This is a genomic window from Haloferula sp. BvORR071 (assembly GCF_000739615.1).
Classification (GTDB): domain Bacteria; phylum Verrucomicrobiota; class Verrucomicrobiia; order Verrucomicrobiales; family Akkermansiaceae; genus Haloferula.
The window spans coordinates 115,307-137,942 of sequence record NZ_BATP01000058.1 but is presented as its reverse complement, the minus strand read 5'-3'; the positions used below and the strand labels follow the sequence as shown (position 1 = coordinate 137,942).

20 protein-coding genes are annotated in these 22,636 nt (G+C 63.1%); 12 read left to right on the top strand and 8 right to left on the bottom strand.

The genetic code is table 11. The features are described from left to right. The first annotated feature begins 246 nt into the window (after window positions 1–246). The 4 genes from ftsY (at window position 247) to BV071_RS29060 (ending at window position 4,275) form a co-directional block, all read left to right on the top strand. Window positions 247–1,098 carry a signal recognition particle-docking protein FtsY gene (gene ftsY / locus BV071_RS29075; protein ID WP_035615007.1) on the top strand — a complete coding sequence of 284 codons (852 nt, stop codon included), beginning with the start codon at window positions 247–249 and terminating at the stop codon, window positions 1,096–1,098. 124 nt (window positions 1,099–1,222) lie between these two features. Further along, the gene (locus BV071_RS29070; RefSeq protein WP_265595029.1) at window positions 1,223–2,311 is read left to right on the top strand and encodes a beta-ketoacyl synthase N-terminal-like domain-containing protein; all 1,089 of its coding nucleotides are present in this window, start codon (window positions 1,223–1,225) and stop codon (window positions 2,309–2,311) included. Then, entirely contained in the window at window positions 2,308–3,435 is a 1,128-nt protein-coding gene (locus BV071_RS35955) for an HAD-IB family phosphatase (RefSeq protein WP_265595028.1), read from the top strand. Before BV071_RS29070 ends, BV071_RS35955 begins: the two co-directional genes overlap by 4 nt. Window positions 3,436–3,936: 501 nt before the next feature. Continuing rightward, on the top strand, window positions 3,937–4,275 hold the full coding sequence (locus BV071_RS29060) for a hypothetical protein (protein ID WP_035615003.1): 339 nt from the start codon (window positions 3,937–3,939) through the stop codon (window positions 4,273–4,275). Between the two features lie 125 nt (window positions 4,276–4,400). Here the strand turns inward: BV071_RS29060 and BV071_RS29055 are convergent, their stop codons facing one another. The 3 genes from BV071_RS29055 to gcvP are packed head-to-tail and all read right to left on the bottom strand — an operon-like array spanning window position 4,401 to window position 9,173. Beyond that, window positions 4,401–5,036 (bottom strand): 8-oxo-dGTP diphosphatase, encoded by a 636-nt coding sequence (locus BV071_RS29055; RefSeq protein WP_265595027.1) that lies wholly within the window; start codon window positions 5,034–5,036, stop codon window positions 4,401–4,403. Window positions 5,037–5,057: 21 nt separating this feature from the next. Then, entirely contained in the window at window positions 5,058–6,338 is a 1,281-nt protein-coding gene (locus BV071_RS29050) for a hypothetical protein (RefSeq protein WP_035615001.1), read from the bottom strand. A gap of 6 nt (window positions 6,339–6,344) precedes the next feature. Further along, the gene (gcvP, locus tag BV071_RS29045) at window positions 6,345–9,173 is read right to left on the bottom strand and encodes an aminomethyl-transferring glycine dehydrogenase (RefSeq protein ID WP_035614999.1); all 2,829 of its coding nucleotides are present in this window, start codon (window positions 9,171–9,173) and stop codon (window positions 6,345–6,347) included. A 110-nt stretch (window positions 9,174–9,283) separates the two neighbouring features. Between gcvP and BV071_RS29040 the strand changes: the two genes are divergently transcribed. Next, on the top strand, window positions 9,284–9,526 hold the full coding sequence (locus BV071_RS29040; RefSeq protein WP_035614997.1) for a hypothetical protein: 243 nt from the start codon (window positions 9,284–9,286) through the stop codon (window positions 9,524–9,526). Window positions 9,527–9,682: 156 nt separating this feature from the next. Here BV071_RS29040 and BV071_RS33905 read toward each other — a convergent pair whose 3' ends face one another. The 3 genes from BV071_RS33905 to BV071_RS29025 form a co-directional block, all read right to left on the bottom strand. Continuing rightward, window positions 9,683–10,312 (bottom strand): fibronectin type III domain-containing protein, encoded by a 630-nt coding sequence (locus tag BV071_RS33905; protein WP_052574021.1) that lies wholly within the window; start codon window positions 10,310–10,312, stop codon window positions 9,683–9,685. A gap of 141 nt (window positions 10,313–10,453) precedes the next feature. Beyond that, window positions 10,454–11,083, bottom strand: coding sequence for a response regulator transcription factor (locus BV071_RS29030; protein WP_035614995.1), 630 nt, complete (start codon window positions 11,081–11,083; stop codon window positions 10,454–10,456). Then, a complete protein-coding gene (locus BV071_RS29025; protein WP_265595026.1) occupies window positions 11,080–12,003 on the bottom strand; it encodes a sensor histidine kinase in 924 nt (307 codons plus the stop codon). Before BV071_RS29025 ends, BV071_RS29030 begins: the two co-directional genes overlap by 4 nt. Before the next feature lie 136 nt (window positions 12,004–12,139). Between BV071_RS29025 and BV071_RS29020 the strand changes: the two genes are divergently transcribed. The 5 genes from BV071_RS29020 to BV071_RS29000 all read left to right on the top strand — a co-directional run bounded on the left by BV071_RS29020 (window position 12,140) and on the right by BV071_RS29000 (window position 17,745). Next, window positions 12,140–13,342, top strand: a complete 1,203-nt coding sequence (locus BV071_RS29020) for a glycosyltransferase family 4 protein (protein WP_035614993.1) — start codon at window positions 12,140–12,142, stop codon at window positions 13,340–13,342. Window positions 13,343–13,363: 21 nt separating this feature from the next. Then, window positions 13,364–14,761, top strand: a complete 1,398-nt coding sequence (locus BV071_RS29015; protein WP_035614991.1) for a glycosyltransferase — start codon at window positions 13,364–13,366, stop codon at window positions 14,759–14,761. After that, window positions 14,758–16,134, top strand: a complete 1,377-nt coding sequence (locus BV071_RS29010) for a hypothetical protein (protein ID WP_035614989.1) — start codon at window positions 14,758–14,760, stop codon at window positions 16,132–16,134. The genes BV071_RS29015 and BV071_RS29010 overlap by 4 nt, the downstream gene beginning before the upstream one ends. Beyond that, window positions 16,131–17,393, top strand: coding sequence for a glycosyltransferase (locus BV071_RS29005; RefSeq protein WP_035614988.1), 1,263 nt, complete (start codon window positions 16,131–16,133; stop codon window positions 17,391–17,393). The genes BV071_RS29010 and BV071_RS29005 overlap by 4 nt, the downstream gene beginning before the upstream one ends. A gap of 103 nt (window positions 17,394–17,496) precedes the next feature. Further along, window positions 17,497–17,745 carry a hypothetical protein gene (locus BV071_RS29000; RefSeq protein ID WP_035614986.1) on the top strand — a complete coding sequence of 83 codons (249 nt, stop codon included), beginning with the start codon at window positions 17,497–17,499 and terminating at the stop codon, window positions 17,743–17,745. Window positions 17,746–17,949: 204 nt separating this feature from the next. On the opposite strand, the gene moaA is transcribed toward BV071_RS29000, so the two are convergent. Beyond that, window positions 17,950–18,954: a GTP 3',8-cyclase MoaA gene (moaA, locus tag BV071_RS28995; protein ID WP_035615073.1), complete on the bottom strand. Its 1,005-nt coding sequence runs from the start codon at window positions 18,952–18,954 to the stop codon at window positions 17,950–17,952. Between the two features lie 132 nt (window positions 18,955–19,086). On the opposite strand from moaA, the gene BV071_RS28990 reads away from it, so the two are divergent. Next, window positions 19,087–20,208: an alpha/beta hydrolase gene (locus tag BV071_RS28990; protein WP_052574025.1), complete on the top strand. Its 1,122-nt coding sequence runs from the start codon at window positions 19,087–19,089 to the stop codon at window positions 20,206–20,208. A 142-nt stretch (window positions 20,209–20,350) separates the two neighbouring features. Further along, complete coding sequence (locus BV071_RS28985) at window positions 20,351–21,100, top strand: hypothetical protein (protein ID WP_035614984.1); 750 nt, start codon at window positions 20,351–20,353, stop codon at window positions 21,098–21,100. A 37-nt stretch (window positions 21,101–21,137) separates the two neighbouring features. Here the strand turns inward: BV071_RS28985 and BV071_RS28980 are convergent, their stop codons facing one another. After that, complete coding sequence (locus BV071_RS28980) at window positions 21,138–22,442, bottom strand: DUF1593 domain-containing protein (protein ID WP_081886302.1); 1,305 nt, start codon at window positions 22,440–22,442, stop codon at window positions 21,138–21,140. Window positions 22,443–22,636 lie beyond the last annotated feature (194 nt).

Here is a 22,636-nt window from a genome sequence, read left to right as displayed (position 1 = left end):
TATCCTTGACTCATTGGAATAAAAAGCCCGGCCGAACGGCGGGGCGGGGAGATTGATTCCCGATGCCGCCGCTACATTCAACTGCAAAAACAAGGGGCTAGTGCGGAATGGGGAGTGAGAAGGGCCGGAGTGAAGAGGCACCCGCGGCCTGAGGACCCGCGGCTCCGGGGATTTCAGCACTCCGCATTCCCTCCGCACTCGGGGCTTTCCCACCCCGCTTCCGCCCGCTAGAAACGCCGCCTTTCCATGGCCGGCTTCTTCAAATCCCTCTACAACAAGATCGCAAACAAGGCGGAAATCGACTGGGACGAGCTCGAAGCCGACCTGATTGGCGCCGATCTGGGCCCGAAGCTGGCGATGCAGATCGTGACGGACCTGCAGGATCTCGGCCGCCAGGTCTCCGCGGATGACGTGATTGAGTCGGCCCGCCGCCACGTTTCGGACCGGCTGCCGCCGGATTCGCCGCCGCTTTTGCCGCGGATGGACGGCAAACCCTTCACTTTCCTGGTGGTTGGGATCAATGGCGTCGGCAAGACGACCTCCTGCGCGAAGCTCGCGCATTGGCTGCAACGCCGTGGCCAGCCGACCGTACTGGCTGCCGCGGACACCTTCCGCGCCGCCGCCGTGGAGCAACTTGAGCGCTGGGGCCAGCGCCTGGACATCCCGGTGGTGAAGGGCCAGCCGAATGCCGATCCTTCTTCGGTCTGCTTCAATGCGCACCAGAAGGCGATCGCCGACGGCTCCAAGTATCTGATCTGCGACACCGCGGGGCGCCTGCACACCCGCCACAACCTGATGGAGGAGCTGTCCAAGATCAAACGCACCCTGGCGAAGAACGACGAGACATCCCCTCACCTGACCCTGCTGGTGGTGGATGCGACGACGGGCGCCAACGCGCTCCAACAGGCGAAGGAATTCCACAAGGCCTGCCCGATCGACGGACTGATCGTCACCAAGATGGACGGTTCCGGCAAAGGCGGCGTGGCAGTCTCCATCTACGAGCAGCTCGGCATTCCACCGCGCTACCTCGGCACCGGCGAGGAGCCGGAGCAGTTCGCCCTGTTCAACAAGCAGAAGTTCGTGGAAGAGATGCTGTAGTGCGCATCTGGGCCCGCGCGAAAATTCTGCATTGGCTTGCGGGCCCGGCAATGGCTAGTCCCCCTCCATCGACACGCCGCTTTCCATCACCGGCCTCGGGGCCTTGTCCACTTTGGGCGAATCCGTGGCTGGCCATCGGGCCGCGATGCAGGCGGGGCGCACAGGTTTCCGGCCCTTGGCCGAGCTGTTAGGAGAAGGCAGCCCGCATGCAGGACTGGCGGCGGCGTGGATTGAGCGGCGGGACTTGCTATGCAGCCGCAAGTGGTCGCCCGCCAGCATGGCCGCACTGCATGTGGCGCGAGAAGCGGTCGCCGAGGCAGACTGGAACGCGGATGAGCTTCGCGATGCGGTGGTCTTCCTCGGTACCAGCCGCGGCACGGCAGCCGGCTGGATCGACCCGTGGCCAGAGCGCCGTGCCTTCCCGCTAATGGCCGCGAGCAATTCGCTCCACAGCGAGCCGGCGGCAGCAGTGAGCATCGAGCTCGGCATCCGCGGCCCTTGGCAAGTGCAGTCGAGCGGCTGCGCGGCGGGGATCGATGCGCTGGGCATGGCCGCCCTATGGCTCTCCGCAGGTCTGGCGCAGCGGGCGCTGGTGGTCGCAGTCGATCTCCCCCTGTCCCCCGCCCTGCTGGACAGCTACGCGGCGACTGGGATCCTCTCGAAGAACAACCGCAACGATCCCTACTCCGCGGAGACCTCGGGAATCTTGCCTGCGGAAGCGGCGGCAGCCATCGCCCTGGAAGCGGGCAGCAAGGATTCAAGTCCCCGCATGGCGGGCTATCTGGCAAACGCAGACGCGGCAGATGCCATCGGCATGCCCCCCGGCGCACCGGGGCTGCTTGAACTGTTAGGCAAGGCCCGCGCGAAGTTCGGCACGCCCGCCGCGCTGTGCCCGCATGCCAGCGGCACCGCGGCGCACGCGCTGCTGGAACCCGCGGCGATTCGCGCCGCGCTGGGAGAAGGCACACTGCTCAGCCCGCTCAAGCCTTGGACCGGACACGGCATCGGCGGCGGCGGCTTGCTGGAAACCGTGCTGCTGGCAGCATTCGTGCGCGAGCATCAACTGCCGCCCTTGCTACCGGGCTTAAGCTGCCCCGGCTGCCTGTCCATGACGCCGCCGTCGGGCAGACTTCCTGCTTCCGCCACTCTTTTCAAAATCGCCTCCGCCTTGGGCGGCAAGAACTCACTGATCGCACTGCAAGCACCGCCATGAACGAACTCCGCCTGGAAGTATCCGTCGATGACCAAGTCCTCCGCGTCTTCCGCGGCACAGAACTCCAGCGCTGCTATCCGGTCTCCACGGCGGCCAAGGGCGTGGGTTTCACGCCAGGTAGCCATCGCACGCCCACCGGCCGCTTCGTGATCTGCCAGAAAGTAGGTGGTGATCAGCCGAGCGGCACCATCTTCGTGGCGCGTGAACCGGTGGGCCTCTGGCAAGCCGGCGACGCCAGCGAGAAGGACCATGTGCTCACCCGCATCATCCGCCTGAGTGGCCTGGAGCCGGAGAATGCCAATTCCTTCGACCGCTACATCTACATTCATGGCACGAACCACGAGGCGAAGCTCGGCAGCCCGGCGAGTTGCGGCTGCGTGCGGCTCGCGAATGCCGATGTGATCGAGCTCCATGACTTGGTCGAGCCGGGCATGATCGTCGAGATCCTCCCGCCCACCAAGGCACGGGGCAAGCTGGCCTTCTTCGATTGCGACTCCACGCTCTCCAGCATCGAGGGCATCGACGAACTCGGGCGGGCCCGCGGGCCGGAGGTCTTCGCACTGGTGGAGCATCTCACCCACCAGGCGATGAACGGTGAAGTGCCGATCGGCGAAGTCTTCGGGCGGCGCATGGAGATCATCCAGCCGGATCGCGCGACTGCCGATGCAGTGGCGCAGCTCTATGTCGACACCCTCGTCCCCGGCGTGGCGGAGGTCATCGCCGGCTTGAGGGCCAAGGGCTGGACACCGGTAATTCTCTCCGGCGGCTTCGAGCCGCTGATCCGGCCACTGGCGAAGGCCCTGGGGATCGAGCACGTCGAGGCAGTGCCACTCTACTTCGATGCCGAAGGGAATTACGCCGGATATGGCACCAACTATCCCACCACCCGGAATGGCGGGAAGCCAGAGGTCGTGCGGGAATGGAAGCAAGCGATGCGGCCCGAAGCCGTGATCATGATGGGCGATGGCATCTCCGATCTGGAGGCCAAGCCGGAGGTCGATCTTTTCATCGGCTTTGGCGGCGTGGTGGCCCGCAAAGCCGTGGAAGAAGGCGCCGGGGCATGGCTTACCAGCATGGCTGAATTTGCGAATGTTGTCCTTCCAGCCCAGACGGCAGACACCTGAGCTAGCAAAACGCTCTAACCGACCGCTCCGCCGCAAGAGCAGCGCGCCACCGCGAGTCGAAATATTAAGATTGCATTAAGTCGACCTAACATCGACCTCTCAGCCCACTCTGAATCAATCAATTGCGCGAAAGACACCGAACCCAACCCACAGCCTCCGACCATCACCAACAGATGAAACAAAGCGAGGCAGGCTCCGGGGAATCACTCAACTGAGTAACGGTTTCCCCTTCTACGTGAAAACACGATGCGCTGAAAATCCTCTACTGTTGACGGCTTGCCATTTCTCCAGCGTTCCGCGCAACACGCTGATTCGAAAGCGAGTCCAACGCTTGAAATGACGCAGTTTTCACGTGGTGCCGATTTTGAGAATGTCGCTAGAGCCCCTCCATGAACGAACAAAAGGATGTCATCGTGGAACTACGCATATATAAAAAAAGTGAGTCTTAGTTCAAGATTCGGCTTGCGAGCTCAAGACCCCAGGGACTACACCTCCAGAGTCATGAGCAACTCCAACGTCAACGCGGCGAAAGGCCGCCGGTACACCGCGAAAGAGAAGGCGGACATCATCGCCTTCGTTGATAAGGTAAATGCCGATAAGGGGCGCGGCGGCCAGAGTGCCGCTTCGAAGAAATACAAGATCTCACCCCTCACCATCTCCAGCTGGATCCGCACGGGTCCGGGCGGAGGATCCCTGAGCATCGGCGGCGGTAGCGCCGTCGCTGGACCGATTGGCAAGAAGCTTTCCAAGCTGCAGGCCCTTCACGACCAGATCGCGAGAGCCGAGAAGGAGCTGTCCAAGCTCAAGACGCAGTTCAACTCCCTCAAGTCCGCACTGTAAGCACAGCGGGCCTGCTTCAGTTTAATCAACACCAACACGCCCGTTCCTTGGTGGAACGGGCGTTTTCTTTTGACCAAGGAGGCGGCCGGCGGAATGCGCGCCCGCGTCCCTGACCAGCCGATGCCTCAACTCGCGGCGTTGCTGAAGTGGACGTCGACCTCCACATCTTTCCAGATCACGTCCTCGCCCGAGAAGACGAAGCGGCCGTGGAATCTGCGGTCATCGAGCAACAGCGGCAGCCAGTCGATATCATCCTTCCACATGCGGTCGTAGGGGAGGTCATCCAAGCGGACCCAGAGGGGCTTGGCCTCCGCGGTCTCGGTGGGATTGCCCTCGAAATCGCGGGCCAGGAAGACATGGCAAAGGATATCCGGCACGTCTGACATCGCGAAGTGGAGCTCTCCCACTTTCGTGGGACGCAAGGCGGTGATTTCCAGCTCTTCCCGTGTCTCCCGGATCACACATTCCCGGGGTGTCTCACCGGGATCGATCTTGCCGCCGGGGCCATTGATCTTCCCCGCCCCGAGGCCGCGCTTCTTCTCGATCAAGAGGATCTCCCCATCGCGGATGATGAAGAGCAGCGTGGCATGGATCTCCGCCCGCCAGCTGGCCCAATCGATCGGTGAGGAATGCACGGGCGGGTTTTGGCAGGTGCGGGCGGGACTGGCACGCGCAAAGTCCGGGCCCTTCGCCGGATATGTGGCCCTCCAAGCGGAGTCCGCCGTGGGTTCGAAGAAGGTCACCGCAGTGAGCCCGAACACCCTCAGGTTAGTCAGGAGAACCTATGTCGCCACCAAGGAGCGGATGTCCTCGCGAGCGTCATAGAGACATTCCTGCGCAACCCAGGTGGGGAAATCCGGCAGTTCCTTCATGGCCTTCACGGCCTCCTCCCGGCAGATCATGCAGGGATTGTGCTGGTAAGCCCACATAGGCAAACGGAGATCCCTCATCGCCGGATTGGCTTCCATCATCTCGATCAGTGCCGGGCCGATGTAGTGACACTCATCAAGATCCGCCAGAGTCGCCGGAGCACTGATCGCCTCAAGAACCGGCTCGATATCCCCGGCCAGACCGCTGCTACGGAGCAGTTCGACGAACGAACCGACCTCGCCTCGCGCGAGAGCTTCATAAGCCGCCTTTCTGACCAAGGGCTCGGCGTGGTGAGACAGGACCTTACGAGCCCTCCCGGAGATCCGATCTCCGGTATTTCCGAGCAGTTCCAGATGCTCCTCCCTGAATTCCGGAAAGCCGGTTTCCCGGAAGTAGCACAAGTAGCTCCCCAAGGACGCCGGACTCATCTTGGTGAAGTCCAAAGCGGCAACCTTCAGACGCTCCTCCACAGTCGCTCTCTTTCCGCAATGGATCAGCCGGGGCATCTGCGTCGGAGATGTCAGGATCATCCCGATGACTTCTTCTACCGTAGGCTCGAAAGGCGCCGGCTTCTTCTGGTCCCGGGCCTGATCCTCGAGCACCGCCTTGTGATACGCGGCAATCCACGGATTTCCCGGACTCTCCCGCTCGAGAATCGTCATGGCAGTTCCCTTCCCGCATTTCTCATCCAGCACCGAGATCTCGCTCGGATAGATCCGGAAATCCGTGTCTGCCAGCAAGCTCTCCCCGAGTTGCTCCACCACGAAGATGAAGCCTTCCTCGCCCTCAAGCTCCACGATCTCCTCGCGGGCGATCAGGTCATTCCACTCCGCATCGTAGCGGCACATCTCGCGCAGCGCCGGCCGCGCCGCAGCGTGCCCCTGGAGCGCGAACTCTTTCAGCAAGCGGCAACGCAATGTCCCGTTCCCCCCTTCGATGCCGTGACTCCCGAAGATGATCACATCCACGAGCCCCGCCATGGCACAAAGCCGGGCCAGCCACTGCTCCCCATAGCCGTTGCACTGGGTGTCGTAGACCTTCGGGAACAGCGCGGCATCCAGGATCTCATCCTCGAAAGCTTCCGCGCCGCAGCGCTCGACATGGATCATCGCCCGCCCCTGCCCCGTCGCCAATGCCCGCACGAACTCCGCTCTCTCCAGCGGATAGACGGGCTCGGCGAGGGGATCCAACATGCAAGGCTACTTCGCGGCCGCCGCGTAAGCCTCCACGCTGTCGCAGGTGCAGACCAGGTTGCGGTCGCCGTGGACGTTGTCGATGCGGCCGACGGAAGGCCAGAACTTGTGGTTGCGGAGATAGGGCAGCGGATAGGCAGCGGCCTCACGGCCGTAGGCGTGGGTCCACTCGTCGGCAATCACGCTGTCCGCGGTGTGCGGGGCGTTCTTGAGGACGTTGTCCTCGGCGTCGGCCTCGCCGTTGATCACGGCCATGATCTCGCCGTGGATGGAGATCATCGCATCGCAGAAGCGGTCGAGCTCAGGCTTCGACTCGGACTCGGTCGGCTCGATCATCAGGGTGCCGGCGACCGGCCAACTCATGGTCGGCGCGTGGAAGCCGTAATCCATCAGGCGCTTCGCCACATCTTCGACGGTGACGCCGCTCTTCTCGGAAAGCGGGCGGACATCAATGATGCACTCGTGGGCGACCAGACCGGCCTTGCCCGAGTAGAGCACCGGGAAGAAGGAGCCGAGGCGCTTGGCCACGTAGTTCGCATTCAGGATCGCGGTTTCGGTCGCTTCCTTGAGACCGTCCGGACCCATCATTGCGATGTACATCCAGGAAATCGTGTTGATCGAGGCGCTGCCCCAGGGAGCCGCGCAGACCGGGCCTTCCGCGGAATCGAGTTCGCGGTGACCGGGCAGAAAGGGCACGAGCTGCGGCGCGACACCGATCGGGCCGACACCCGGGCCTCCGCCGCCGTGAGGAATGCAGAAGGTCTTGTGGAGATTCAGGTGGCAGACGTCCGCGCCGATGCGGCCGGGGCTGGTGAGGCCGACCTGCGCGTTCATGTTCGCGCCGTCCATGTAGACTTGGCCGCCCGCCTCGTGGATCGATTCGCAGATGCCGACGATGGTCTCCTCGAAGACCCCGTGGGTCGAAGGATAGGTCACCATCAGCGCGGCGAGGTTCTCGCGGTGTTCGGCGATGCGGGCTTCAAGATCGCCCACGTCGATGTTGCCTTGCTCATCGCACTTCACGCCGACGACCTTCATGCCGACCATCACGGCCGAGGCAGGATTGGTGCCGTGCGCCGAGACGGGAATCAGGCAGACGTCGCGATGCGTATCGCCGCGCGAGAGGTGGTAGCGGCGGATCGCCAGCAGGCCGGCATACTCGCCCTGCGAACCGGCATTCGGCTGCAGCGAAACCGCTGCGAAGCCGGTCACTTCCGCCAGCCATCCTTCGAGCAAGCCGAGCATCTCGCGATAGCCCTGGCTTTGGTCCGCCGGCACGAAGGGATGGATGGCAGCGACTTCCGGCCAGCTCAGGGGAATCATTTCCGAAGTCGCATTGAGCTTCATGGTGCAGGAGCCCAAGGCGATCATTGATTCGTTCAAGGCAAGGTCCTTCGACTCCAAGCGCTTGAGGTAGCGCAGCATCTCCGTTTCGGAGTGGTAGGAGTTGAAGACCTTCTGGGTGAGGAACTCCGACTTGCGGCCGAGATCGGCATGCCAGCCGCTGACCTTGTCGTGGGACAGGGTGCTGGCACCAAAGACTTCGGAAAGGGCCACCACATCCGCGTCGGTGGTCGTTTCATCGAAGGCGATGCCGACGCGCTTGCCATCGATGGCGCGCAGGTTGATGCCCCATTCGGCGGCCTTGGTCAGGATCTCCGCGGAATCGGCGACCGACACGGTCAGGGTGTCGAAGAAGCTTTCGTTCTCCACGTTCACGCCGGTAGCGGTCAAGGAGGCAGCCAGCTTGGCGGTGCGGGCATGCACGCTCTTCGCGATGTGGCGCAGACCATCCGGGCCATGATAGACCGCATACATCGAGGCCATCACGGCCAGCAGCACCTGGGCGGTGCAGATGTTGGAGGTCGCCTTGTCGCGGCGGATGTGTTGCTCGCGGGTCTGGAGCGAGAGGCGGAAGCCCGGCTTGCCGCGCGAATCCACCGACACGCCGATCAGGCGGCCCGGCAGCTTGCGCTTCAGCGCATCCTTGCAGGACATGAAGCCCGCGTGCGGACCACCGAAGCCGAATGGCACACCGAAACGCTGGCTGGAGCCGACGCAGATATCCGCGCCGAATTCGCCCGGGGCTTTCAAAAGGGTCAGCGCCAAGAGATCGGCGGCCACGATGGTCACGGCCTTTGCGGCGCGGGCCTTCTCGAAGAAAGCCGTGTAGTCAGCCACGCTGCCGTAAGTGTCCGGATACTGCACCAGCACCGCGAAGAGACCTTCGCAGGTGGAGGGATCGAAGGTCCGCCAATCGCCGACCTTGATCTCGATGCCGAGCGGCTCGGCACGGGTCTTCACCACGTCGATCGACTGTGGGTGGCAGGCATCGGAAACGAACATCACCTTGCCCTTCGGCGCGCCGGCGAGGGCGAGGCTCATGGCCTCCGCCGCGGCGGTGCCTTCGTCGAGCAGGGAGGCATTCGCGACATCGAGCCCGGTGAGCTCGGTGATGAGAGTTTGGAAATTCAGCAGCGCCTCGAGGCGGCCTTGGGCAATCTCGGCCTGATAGGGCGTGTAGGCGGTGTACCAACCCGGATTCTCGAGAATGTTCCGCAGGATCACGCCCGGCACGTGGGTGCCGTAGTAGCCTTGGCCAATGAAGGACTTGAGGACCTTGTTCTTGCCCATGATGCCCTTCAGCCACGCGAGGGCTTCGGGCTCCGACTTCGCGGCGGGCAGATCCAGAACCTTGTCCGAGCGGATACCGGCGGGGACCGTATCGGCGATCAAGGCATCCAGCGATGCGTAGCCGGTGGCGCGGAGCATTTCTTCGCGATCGGAGCCGATGGCCCCGAGGTGACGGCTGCGGAAGTCGGTGTGGGCGGACATGAGCTTGTGGGCGCAACCCGCGGAAATAGCGGGGCGGACCGCCCCCCAATAAGGGAAAACCCCGCCGGTGCAATCCCCGCAAAAGCCCAGCCGGAAAGTTTACCGCCTTTTTGACCGAATCCGCCGAGAAGCTTAGCGGCTTTGGTAAACTTTTTACAATCATCCGGAAGCTTCTCTTCCCTATCTGGAAGCGTGAAAGAACTGCTCCGCCGATTGAAGTTTCGGCCCCAAGCCGCTCCTATGGCGTGGCCTCGCCTGCGACCTCACAACTCCCCATGAAACTTCTCCGCCTTCTCGCTCTGCTCTGCATGATCGCGCCTGTGGTGGCGGCTGAAGAGCAAGTCATCCGCTGAAATACCCCGCTGAGGGCCAGAAGGAGTTCCAAGCGATCTTGGACAGCATCGCCATCGCTCCGGAACAGAAATGAAAAGGGCCCGGACCACCACGGCACTCGCCGTGGCAGCCCGGGCACTACCATGAACTAGGGAACAGTCAGTTGTGCAGGTGAATCAGTTCGTCTCGCCGAAGGCATTCCGCGGTGCGACCTTGAAGAACATCTTCTGCTTGGTGATCGAAGGCGCGTAGTCGAAGTAGAGATACTGGCTATCCGAGTTGGTGGCCGCGGTGGATGCGAGGCGCGCGGATTCGGTCCAAGTCACCAGATCCTCGCTGGAGTAGACGGCGAAGCGGTCGAGGCTGGCTTGCTCGGACTTCAGATACTTCCACTGCAGCTTGCCTTGGCTGGCGGAGCCACTACCAGGGGTGATCGCGAAGGTGGTATCGATCGGCGGAACCGGAGTGGTGGCGGTGACCTTGAACTCCGCGGACTTCGGGCTTTCCTGGCCGCTCGAGTTGTAGGCGCTCACCGCCATGAAATAGGTCGAGCCCATGGTCAGCGCGGGCAGGCTGGTCTGGGTCACCTTGCCGACATCAGCCACATTGTCGTACACGCCGCTCTGGGTGCCGAAATAGACCTTGTAGCCGGTGACGCTCGACTCGGGGTTGGCATTCCATGCCAGCGAGACGGCCGGAGCTTCCGCAGCCTGCAGGGCGGCGGGCAGGATCAGGGACGAAAGGACGGCCAGGACGAGAGCAAGGCCACGACGGTTGTTGATTGGACGTTGGGTTTCCAAACGCATGTTCCATTGTCACCGGAAAACCGATTCCGGACAGGGGGTGCATGGCTGATTCGCATGTAGTTAGCCCGCTCTCCCCTTGTCGGTAGTTTTACCGGCAGACCCTCGTAAATTTACCCTTCCGCCTGTCGGACAAATGCTGCCTCAGTCCACCAAGTTGTGCTGGAGCGCAAAACGGGTGATTTCGACGTTGGTCGAGAGGCCGAGCTTCTCCGAGATCCGGCTGCGGTAGGTGGCGATGGTTTTCTCGCTCAGGGCGAGTTCGGCCGCGATCTCCTTGATGGTTTTGCCGCGGGCGATCATTTGCAGGACCTGCAGCTCGCGGTGGGAGAGATTCTCCTGCGGGGTGCCGGACCAGCCCTCTGCCGCGGCCTGAGCCAGCTTCTCCGCTACCGCCGGGCTGACGTGGCGGCCACCTGCCAGAACCTTCTTCACCGCGCCCACAAGCACATCAGAGGCGCTTTGCTTCGAGACGTAGCCTGCCGCTCCGAGCTTGAGGGCACGCAAGGCAAAATCTTCCTCGGTATGGGCGCTGACGACCAGCACCGGCAGCGTGGGCTTGAGGCGGCGGAGATCCTTCAGGAGTTCCAAGCCGCTGCGCCCGGGCATATTGATGTCCACCAGCGCAAGGTCCCATTCCTCCTCATCCAAAACCTCCAGCGCCTCCCGGGCATCGGCAACATCCTTGATCTGCACGTCCCCGAAATGATCGCGCAGGAGCCCGCTCAGGCCCCGGCGGATCAGTTCATGGTCATCGGCGATCAGGACTTTCATGGGGTTCCCTTCCACGGGAGGCTTGCTTGCACACGAGTACCTCCGGATTCGGCGGTGGTAAAGTTGACCTTTCCGCCCAGCATTTCCGCCCTTTCCCGCATTCCTAGCAAACCGAGCGACTGTTTGTCCATCTCAAGACCAGCGCCGATGCCCCTGCCGTTGTCAGCCACGGCGAGTTCGAGCACTTCTCCGGTCGCGGCGCAGCGGGCCTGCACCCGGCTGGCTTGGGCGTGACGGACGACATTGGTCAGGGCCTCTTGGAAAATCCGGAAGGCTGCCGTGGCCACCTTGGGCGAGAGCTTTTCCGGGAGTTCGCCGACCTCCAGTTCGCAGGGCATTCCGGTCCTGAGCACGAAGCGTTCCGCTTCCTGCTTGAGGGCAACCGGCAAGCCTAGCTCGTCCAGGGCATCTGGTCGCAGGTCAGTGGCGATGCGCCGCACAGAAAGGATCAGGTCATCGACTTGACCCTCCACATCGACCAAGCGGTCGGTCAGTGGATTGAGCGCACGCTCATCGCGGAGTTCGAGTTGGCTCTCCACCCAGCGGAGGTCCATCTTCATGCCGGTGAGGGCTTGGCCGAGCTGGTCGTGAAGTTCGCGGGAGATCCGGGTGCGGTCTTCCTCACGCAAGCCCTCGATGCGGGTGGAAAGATTGCGGAACATCTCGCTCATCTCCGAGAGCACGCGACGCTTCTCGGATTCCGCCTGGCGCCAGCCATTGAAGGCCCGCCGCAGCACAAAGTAGAGCAGGATCGAAGTCGCGACCACGAAGTTCATTCCCTTCAGCGGCTGCAGGAAGCTCTGGCTTTCCGGCAAGAAGCGCTGGAGGAGATGATCCGAGCCGAGAATCCACGCGCTCGCCCCCAGAAGGTAGATGAGCGCGATCCTGACTTCCGGCCGGGCGGGCTGAGGGTCGTTCACGAAGGGATTGCTAGCGGTGGACTTGAGAAGGGTCGAGGCATGAGTGATTCCCTTCCCCACGCGATCACGTGAACAGGCCGCGTTGACGCTTTGCGGCCAGCGGCTAAGATCCGCGCACCCCCCTCTCCCCCCGAGAATGAAGATTCTGGTCCACGATTACGCCGGCCACGGCTTCCCAACGTCCCTGAGTCGTGCCCTCGCCGCGCGAGGTCATCAGGTGGTTCACGCCTTTGCCGGATCCCTGCAAACGCCGCGCGGCGACCTTCGCCGCAATCCCGGTGATGCCGAGACCCTAGAGTTCCGGGAGATCCCGATGGATCCGGAGTACACCCGCTACAAGTATTCCTTCCGCCGCCGGCGCAGCATGGAAATCCGCTATGGCCAGGAAGCCGCGGAGTTCGTGCGCTCCTGGAAGCCGGATGCGGTGCTTTCCGGCAATACGCCGACTGAGACGCAGGAGCCGATCACCCGTGCCACCGTGGAATCCGGCGGCCGCTTTTACTACTGGGTCCAGGACTTCTACAGCCTGGCGGTGGACAAGCTGTTGCGGAAAAAGATCCCGGTCGCCGGCGGCTTCATCGGTGCCTGGTATCGCTTGCTCGATTCGCGGCAATTCAAGCGCAGCAGCGGCATCGTCGCCATCACGGAAGACTTCACGCCAATTCTTGAAGGCGAGTTCGGCGTCGATCCGGAGCGGGTCTCGGTGGTGCCGAACTGGGCAGTGATCGAAGAACTGCCCGCGCTGCCGAAGGACAATCCCTGGGCCCAGCGCCACGGCTTGGCCGATAAGTTCGTGTTCCTTTACAGTGGGACCATCGGCATGAAGCACAATCCGGCGATGCTGCTGGAGTTGGCCAAGCGCTTCCAGACGCAGCCCGAGGTCATGGTCGTCGTCGTCTCGGAAGGGATCGGCGCGGAATGGCTGCGGCGCGAGTCCGCGGCAGCGGGCCTGAACAATCTACTACTTCTGCCGTACCAAACCTTCGCTGAGCTTCCGGCCGTGCTGGCGACGGGTGATGTGCTGGTCGGAATCCTGGAAGAAGACGCAGGAGTCTTCTCGGTGCCGTCGAAGACCCTCAGCTATCTCTGTGCGGCCCGGCCGCTGCTGCTTGCGGTGCCGCAGGAAAACCTGGCTGCGCGGATCACCCGCGAGCAAGGCGCGGGCATCACCGTTCAGCCGCGAGATCTCGATGGCTTTCTGGCAGCGGCCAAGTTCCTGCATGCCTCGCCCGACGAGTGCGCGGAATTCGGCGCCAAGGCGCGGGCCTATGCGGAGGAAACCTTCCCGATCGAGAAAACCGCCAGCACTTTCGAGCGGATTCTAACAGCCAAGCCCTGAGGGCTGCGGCAAGCTCCAGCCATGCGTTGCCTCTGGATCACCCGGCAAGACCCGCGACCCGCGAATAGCGGCGAATTGATTTACTCGCTGGGTCTGCTCCGCTCGCTGGCTGCGCAGCCGGGGATGGAGATCACCGTGCTCGCCCACCAAGCGATCGATCCTGCTGGGGACGCGGGGGTCGTGGAAGTGGTGCAGCGCCTCGCGACCGATCCGGAAAATCCCTCGCTGAATCTCGAAGCGGCGAAGATCATGTTCGAGCGCGGCGGCCTGCTGCCCGCCACGCCCTACCTACAAAAGGCGCGGCGTGATCCCCACCTGGGTGCGGAAGTCGCGGCCTTGCTCGGTGAGGAAGATCCAGGGGTCATGCCTGATGGCCAGCTCAGCAAGGGCCGCCGCCCGCTCGATTGGGTGCTGATGGGCAATATCCCCGGCGGACGCCTCAAGAGCCTCGCATCCGCACTCCCCAGCGATGCCTATCGCCTGGGAAATCCCGTCCAGCGCGAGCTGCTCAAGAACTTCCTCGGACAGCAGTGGGACTGGATCATCATTGATCAAGCCGCCTGCGCCTGGGCCCTGAGCCAGATCCCCGCCAGTGCCAAGGTCCTCTACCTCGCGCACAACCACGAGGCCTCCGTGCGCAAGCAGGTGGCCGGTGACCGCGGCGGCTCCCTCCACCTGCGAACGGCGCTGAAGTGGGACGCTTGGAAGTACGCGCGCATGGAGCTGGCCCTCGCCCGCCGCGCGAATCTGATCTCCGCGATCACGCCGCGCGATGCGGAGGCCTTCCGGGTGGATGCACCGGGCGTGCCGGTTTTCGTCCTGCCTCCAGGCTACGGCGGCCAAGTGCCCGCGGGACCGCCCCGCCCGATCGTGCCGGAAACCCCCCGCCGCGTCGTCCTCGCCGGGGCCTTCGAGTGGCTGGCCAAGCAACGCAACCTTGAAGCCTTCCTGCAAGCCGCAGCGGCCCCCTTCCAGGCCGCGAACATCGGCTTCCGAGTGGTCGGCAAGGCGGACCCGGCGTGGTTTGCCGCGCTTGCCCGCCAGTATCCATGGGCCAGCTTCCAGGCGAACGTGCCCTCCGTGACACCCTACCTCGACGAGGCCCGGATCGGGCTGATCCCGGAGGCGCTCGGTGGTGGCTTCAAACTGAAGGCGCTGGACTACATTTTCCGCGGCCTGCCGCTCGCCTCAGTGGAAGCCGCTCTGAGCGGTGTGCCGGTCGACCCGCGTAGCGAGGCAGTCGCCGCTCCTGATCCCGCCACGCTCGCCGCCGCCGTGGCCGCGAAGATCGACGACCTGGATTTCCTCAACCACGCGGCCTCGCGGGCCTTGGACGCCTGCCGATCCGCCTTCCGTTGGGAGGACCGCGGTGTCACTCTTGCCCGGGCGCTCGGGGATCCGGCCGCCTGCCGCCCATGACGACGAGCACGAGCCACGATCCCGTCGAAGTGCCTCTCAGCCCGGCCGCACGCTGGGTCGAGATCTTGCTGTGGGTCTTCATGGCCTCCTTCGCGCTGGACTACCGCAATGCGATCGCTCGCGAATCGGGGGCCGGTGCCGGCCTCGACCAGCTGGTGTTCCTGGCCCTCGCGATGAGTTCCACCGCGGGCATCCTCTGGTTCGGCTGGCGTTACTTGCTGGTCCGGCCCGGGGCTTGGCTGATCCTTTTCTGGGGCGGCTTCCTCGCCTTCATGGCGGCGAATTCCCTGCTCCAGGGCGTCCAGCCCGCCCGCTCGATCCGCATCATCCTGCCGCTCTGCCTGTGCTTCGCGGGCATGATGAATGCGCACATCGCCAGCTGTGTCGGCGTGCGGCCATCGCGGATCGTCATGCCGGTCTTCGCCGCAGCCTGCACCAACATCGTGTGGCGGATTTTCCAAGGCTTCGTGTTCAAGGGCGTGACCTTCGACACCGCGCGCACCGAGGTGCAGAGCGCTGCCAACAACTGGCTGGCCGCATGGATCGGCTGCGCGATGCTGCTGCGCTCGCGCTTCCATTGGCTGCTTCCTTTGGCGGTGGGCGTGCTGTTCTTCGGGATCTTCATCACGGTCACGCGCTCGCTGCTCTTCCCGGTCATGGCCTCAGCGGCGGCTAGCAGCTTGTGCTTCGTGCTCGGCACCCGCTGGGGCATCTATCAGCCGATTGATGCGCTGAAGCGGATGGCACCGCTGGTGGTCTTGGGCGGACTGGCGGCGATTGCCATCGCGGGGCTCTTCGTTGCGCAGCCACACCAGATCGAGCGCTGGAACGAGCGGCTCTTCCACCACGCCTCCGACCGCAACACCACCGAGGACATTTCCTACCTGACTCGGCGTGCGGAGGCGGACGGGATCTTCGAGATCCTGAACCGCGACCCCGTGCACTACCTCTTCGGCAAGGGCATCGGCGCCTCCTACTACTGGCACTCACAATACATGCCAGCGATCCACCTCGTCTATCCGCCGAGCGAGGAAATCGGCGATGACGTGTGGTTTGCCGGTCACTCCACCTGGACCTACTCACTCTTCTCCGGCGGAGTCATCGGCCTGCTCGCGCACCTCGGGTTGATCGGCGGGGTGATGGCGGCCTCGCTGCTCGCAGCGCGCTCGAATGCCTCCGATCCAGGGCCGGACCAGTGGCTGGCATTCCTGCCCTTCGTGGCGGCATGCTGCCTGCTCAGTGAAAGCCTGACCTCCAATCCTTTCGACGAACGACTGGCCGCGATGATTTTCGGCGTGATGGCGGGACTCTCCCAATCTTTCCTCGTGCGCGCCTCCTGGATCCATGCCGGGCTGCGCGCTCCCCGCTCATGATTTCCGATTCGCAGCCGACGAAAACCGTCGCTCTGGTCGATCCACTTTGGGTCGGCCACCACCCGATGTATTTTTCCCAGTTCAGCGCTGCCTTCCTGCGCTTGGGTGCCTTCGTCATCGGTCTGTGCCCGAATCCTGCAGAAGCCCTCGCCGGAGCCCGTGCCGCGGCAGAGGACAGCGTGCCGGAGGTCGACAAGAAGCTGAGCACCCACCACCTCCCCGGCGGCAAGCGCAGCTGGTTCGGTGGCCGCTTCGAGGGCGATCCGCTGCGGACCTTCCAGCGCTGGAAACGCTGTGCCGATACCCTCTTCGAGGCCGAGCAGAAGGTCGGCCGCAAAGTCGACTTGGTGTTCTTCCCTTATCTCGACAGCTACCTGCGCTTCCTGCCGCTGGCATCAGTCCCGCACCTGACGATTGATCGTCCCTGGAGCGGGCTCTACCTGCGGAATCACCACTACCGCGAGTCGCCCTCACCGAAGAAATCCCTGCGCCTGCTGGCCAAGGGCGATGCCCTGATCCGCAGCCCGCTGTGCCGTGGCATCGGCGTGCTGGACGAGCGCTTCGTGGATCCGATGCAGGCTTACATCGGCAAGCCGGTCCACGGCTTCCCGGATGTGACCGACTTCAGCCTGCCGGAGGAACCCTATGTGCTGGCCAAGGAGATCCTCCGCAAGGCAAGTGGCCGCAAGGTGATCGGCCTGATCGGCATGGAGCGCCGCAAGGGCTTGCTCAATCTCTTGCGCGTGGCGGAGAAGGCCCGCGAACTACGACTTCCATGGTACTTCGCCTGCGCCGGCCGCTTCGAGCGTCCCGAATACAGCGCGGAGGAACTCGCCACGGTGGATGCCATCGCGGCGAAAATCCAGAGCGGCGAGATCGACAACGTGCACCTCGATCTCAACGCCGGCCGCATTCCCGAGGAGTCGGACTTCAACTCGATCTTCAAGACTTTCGATGTGGCATGGGCCGCGTATGAAGGCTTCGAGGGCAGCAGCGGCGCACTCGGCAAGGCTGCCTCCTTCGACATCCCCTGTCTGGCCACCGCTGGCGAGTGTATTGGCCACCGAATCGAAGGCTACCGCACCGGTCTGACGATTCCGGAGGGCGATTCCGACCGCGCTCTGGAGGCGATCCGAAGGATCCTAGAGGGCAGGGATTGGCAGGATCAGCCGTTGCACTCTGAACACGCCCGTTATCGCGCCGATCACGGGACCGCACGACTGGAGAGCCTGCTGAAGGGATTCCTGAATACAGCATGAGCCATTGAAACTCTGCAAGTTCCGCAAATGCATCCCATAGGATCCATAAGACCTATTTCACGGGTCGCTTGACATTTCACACGAACAGTGTTCACCTGAACTCGTGAACACCTACGACATCCGTCCTTCCCGTTACGGCCATGGAGTTGCGCTCAACGATTCCGGCGGCCGCCATCTGGATCTCTGGTTCCGCAATGCGAGTGCAGCGATCGAATACGCGGCTTTCACCGCCCGCCGGGATGGCGGCACGATCCGGGTTTTCAACCCCAGCGGGATCTTGGAGCTGGAGCGTGAGGTGAGATCGGAGTCCCCGCGACGCGGGGACCGCTTGTTGGAATTCGTGGGAGCCTGAGCCCGTTTCGTCGATGACCCGCGAAAGGAAGCGAAATTGAAAAGGCAAGGAAGCCGAATGCCACTTCATCTTCTCCATATTCCATGCCTTTTCCGGCTGTTCAAATTTCGCGTCCTTTCGCGCTTTTCGCGGTTAAGAAGAACCTCGGCCCCGACCGTAAAGCGGAGCGAATCGTAAATACCCGCTTCCCCCTGGCTCACGGCATCAACCGCCCAGGTAACTCATCTCCGCCTTCGGCCGCGTCGCCAGACCGCGCTCTTCGGAGTAGCGGTCCTCACGGGCCAGCCACATCCCGCGCACAGCCGCAAGCAGCACATCATCCCCTGCCCCGCCCCTCAGTAGATCGCGCAGGTCGTAGCCATTCGCGGCGAAGAGGCAGGTGAAGAGCTTGCCGTCCGCAGACAACCGCAGGCGCTGGCAGTCCCGGCAGAAGGGCCGCGTCACCGAGGCGATCACCCCGAGTTCACAGCTGCCATCGGCATGTTTCCAGTGCAGGGCGACCTCGCCGCGGTAGGCAGGATCACGTGCTGTTAGATCGAACTCCGTGCCGAGAATTTCCAGGAGCTCCGACGCAGACACCACTTCGGCGAGCTTCCAGCCATTGGTCTCGCCCACATCCATGTATTCGATGTAGCGCAAGTCGATGCCTTCGCTCTTGGCCCAACGCGCGAGCGGAAGAATCTCGCTTTCATTCACACCGCGCTGGATCACCGCGTTGACCTTCACCTTTAGGCCGTAGGTCCGCGCGGCATTGATGCCAGCGAGCACCCGCTCAACCTTGGCACCCACGCCATTCATGCGGGCGAAGATCGCGGGATCGAGTGCGTCCAGACTTACGGTCGCCCGCGAGAGACCGGCAAGAGCCAAGGCTTCCGCGTGATGAGCGAGGAGCACTCCATTGGTGGTGAGGGCGATGTCCTTCACGCCATCCACCGTGGCGAGCATCGCGACGAGGTCCTCGACGCCATTGCGCAGCAGCGGCTCGCCACCGGTGAGCCGCACTTTTTCGACTCCCTGCGGCACCAGCAGGCGGGTCAGGCGCAGGATTTCCTCGAAGCTCAGGAGATCCTCGCGCGGCAGGAAGCGGTAGCCCGGGCCGAAGACCTCCACCGGCATGCAGTAGCGGCAGCGGAAATTGCAGCGGTCTGTCAACGAGATACGCAGATCGCGCATCCCTCGTCCCAGCTTGTCCAGCGGCCCGCCCGCAATTTCGCTCACGCGCCCACCATGGACCCGATCCCCCGCAACGGAAAATGAAATCCTTCCCGTCGGCTTGAAAGCCCTTCATCCCGAACGCGTAGCCAACGAATGGGAACCCGCCTCGCTTGGATTTTCTGTGCCATGATCACCCCTGCTCTCACCCTTGCCGAAGATGATCTCAAGCTGCCCGATCCACTGGCAGATGCTCAGGGCAAGCCCATCACCACGGCAGAGGCATGGGAGAAGGAAGTCCGGCCGCGCACGCTGGAACTCTTCCGCGAGCACGTCTATGGCCGCAGCCCGGCAGCACCGAAGTGGGACAAGGCGGCTTCGACCTTCACTCCCTTGGAACTGCCGGCGGACAGCGGCATGAGCGCCACCGACTGCGTGCTCAAGTTCCCCACACCCAAGGGCCAACTCGAAGTGAAGCTGCGCCTCGTCGAGCCCAAGCCCGCGGACAAGCCGGTGCCACTCTTCATCCTGATCAACAACCGTGCGCCGGACTTGGCCGATCTCGACAAACCAAACGAGTTCTGGCCCGCAGCGAAGATCGCGAAGCGTGGCTACGCCACCGCGATCGTCCATGTCGCACAGTTCGATCCGGACAAGAACGAGGGCTTCAAGGACGGCGTGCACGCGCTCTACGACACCCAGCCACGCAAGCCCGACTCATGGGCCACCATCGCCGCATGGTCATGGGGTGCCAGCCGCGTGATCGATGCGCTGTCCACCCGACCCGGGATTGATCCCAAGAAAATCGCTGTGATCGGTCACTCGCGCGGCGGTAAGGCGGCTCTGTGGTGCGGCGCACAAGATGAACGCGTGGCGCTGACCATCTCGAATGATTCCGGCTGCACCGGTGCCGCGCTCTCGCGCCGCATCCATGGCGAGACCGTGGCCGATATCAACAAGGGCTTCTCGCACTGGTTCTGCGAGAACTACCACCGCTACTACAACAAGGAGCAGGAGCTACCCGTGGACCAGCACCAGTTGATCGCGTTGCTCGCACCGCGCCTCGCCTATGTGGCGAGTGCCAAGGAAGATGATTGGGCCGATCCGCTCGGCGAGTTCTTGTGCTGCGTGCATGCGGGACCGGTCTATCGCCTGCTGGGAGTGACGGGCTTGGAGAGCGACAAGATGCCAGAGGCCGGCGGCCATCTCCATGGCGGCCGGATCGGCTACCACATCCGCCCTGGCACTCACAATCTGACCCTGGTGGACTGGAAGGAGTATCTCGACTTCGCGGACCGGCATTGGAAGTGAGCGGAGCAGATTCCGCAGAGGATTGAGAGCGTCCTGAAACAAGCGGAAGCGATTCTTGAAGAATCCTTCTAAGGAAGCGCGCGTTTGCGGTTCCCCCATCCATGGGCCCGGCGTGGGCCCATGCTGGACTCCTCATACTCCCATGAAACTCCTGCCAAGCATCCTGCTCGCCGCCTCGTTGCTGTCGCTGTCGCCCTGCTTCGCCGAGGAATGGCACACCGCCATCGCGCCGCTTGCTACCAAGTATCGCGAGGAAATCACCAAGCTGGGCGGCACTGCCGACAGCGCGATCCGCTTCGCCCGCGACGCTTACCTCGTCGCGCTCGATGGGGCGGAGAAGGAAGCGACCGACAAGGGCAACTCCTCTGCCATCGCGATCATCAGCCGCGAGCGTTACGCCGCCAAGGTGGACGCACTCGCCGCCGCTGCCCCGGATGGCCTGCCGCGAAAGGCAGTTCCCGCGCGCAAGGCTTTCCAGAAGGTCCTCAACAAAGCGCAGGACGACATGGCCAAGGAGGCCAAACGACTCAACCTGCAATATCTTGCGGCGCTCAACAAGATCCCCGGCGCCGCGGATGATCCAGCCCTGGCCGGGCAGATCAGCGCGGAGAAGAAGCGTTTGCTGCTAGCAGGCATCGGGCCGGTGTCAGATCTCGAAAACGAGATCGTCGGCACGCGCTGGCGTGGCATCGACAAGCCGGAGGAGATCTTCACCTTTGGCAAGAACGGCAAGGTGAATGACATCTGGAGTTATTCCGTGACCAGCCACAATGAAGTCGTGATCCGTTGGGATGCGACGGCATCCGTGACGCTGACCCTCGCGCGGAACGGACGGATGCTGATGAAGAACGGAGAACCGGACCGCACTCTGGTGATGGGGAATGGGAATTGAGCAACGCAATACTGTCCCACGCGACGCCGTGGCCAACCTAGGGACCCGGTCTCGCCGCAACCGAACACCGCACCATGCGCGCCGCAAAGTCCTTGAGAAACTCCTCCCGCCACTGGCTCACCGTCTTGGCACCCGCATGAGGCCCCTCTGCAACGGCCGGATCCAAATCATCCGTCCACCAGTTCGGATACTTCGCGGACGGCTGGCGCATCAGATCCGGCGATGGAGCAACAGCCGTGATACCGCCACTCATCCCATCCAGCCCGGGGACATTGCCTTGGATCTCGAAGGCATAGGCCTTGGCGTCCCGCGGACAGAAACGGAAGCGCATGGTCCCATCCCCGGGCGCATAACCAATCAATGACTGGTTCTCCACCTTGAGCCGTGCCTCTGGCTCCACGGGCACCTTCTCACCCAGCGGCAAGACCAACTCAAGGATGCCAAACTGCTCCATGCGGTCATCCGTCGTTGTTAGCCGCTCGAACTTCGGGAAGGGCCGCTCCCAAGCCCGCACGAAACGTCCGCCCCAGCCGCCCTGCGAGGGATCGGACGATGACCCTTTGAGCAACCAAGTCACGGAGGGCGTATCCCCCATCTTGATCGTGCCCTTGAGCTGAGTGGCAAAGAAGTTGCCGAGGGCACCCTTGCCCGCCACATGGCGCTTCACGAATTCGGCATTACCCCGCTCACCCGTCTGATCGCCACCGGCGAACCAGCCACGGTAAGAAGAGTTGGTCTCAATCACCCAAAGCCCCGGATGATGCGTCGCGATGTACTGGTAGGCATCCGGCGACCATTTCTTGTTCGATCCACCAATGAAGTAAACCCTGAGCTTGGGCATGATCTCGGGAGCGTCGTGCAAGGCCTGCGCCAGATCATCGATGCCACCCCAGACCAAAAGGTTCAGCGGGCGCGGATCATCCCGGCGCGCGCACTCGATCATCCAGCGTGAGCCTTCCGTCGGCCTTCGCACGCCCACATAGGGCGCGGATTCAGTCTCCCCTTGTTTGGAGATCGAGCGCAATAGATCAGGCGCTGGGTAGTGGTTCGAATAACTCTTCAGATTCGGATAGTCGTGCTCGTAACAATCGATCACCCGCAGGATGTCCTCCTTGCGGCCCGGCCCGAAGGGCGAGGACACGATCCCCTCGATGTCCAAGCTGTCCGCATAGACCAGCAAATGGACCATCGACTGGAAGTCATCAGGATCCGTGCCGCCGATATCGCTCGATACCAGCACCCTGGGCCGTGGCTCCGCACCATGGACGATCATCGCGGAAAGGACCCCGATGATGATCGAATAGAGCAGATGGCAGCGGAATGCGGCGTGCGGGGATCTCATACAAAATCCAAGGATCAAGGCGACTCTGTCTGGATCCAGAAGGACTCACGGATTTACACGAATGGGCACGGATGAAAGTCAGGAAGAAGCTCCGGAACTGGATCTTCATCCGTGTTAATCCGTGCAAATCCGTGGTTCCTCCTGCCTTTGACGAAGAGTCACCCTTCTTTGTTGGATCCGACATTAGCAGAGCG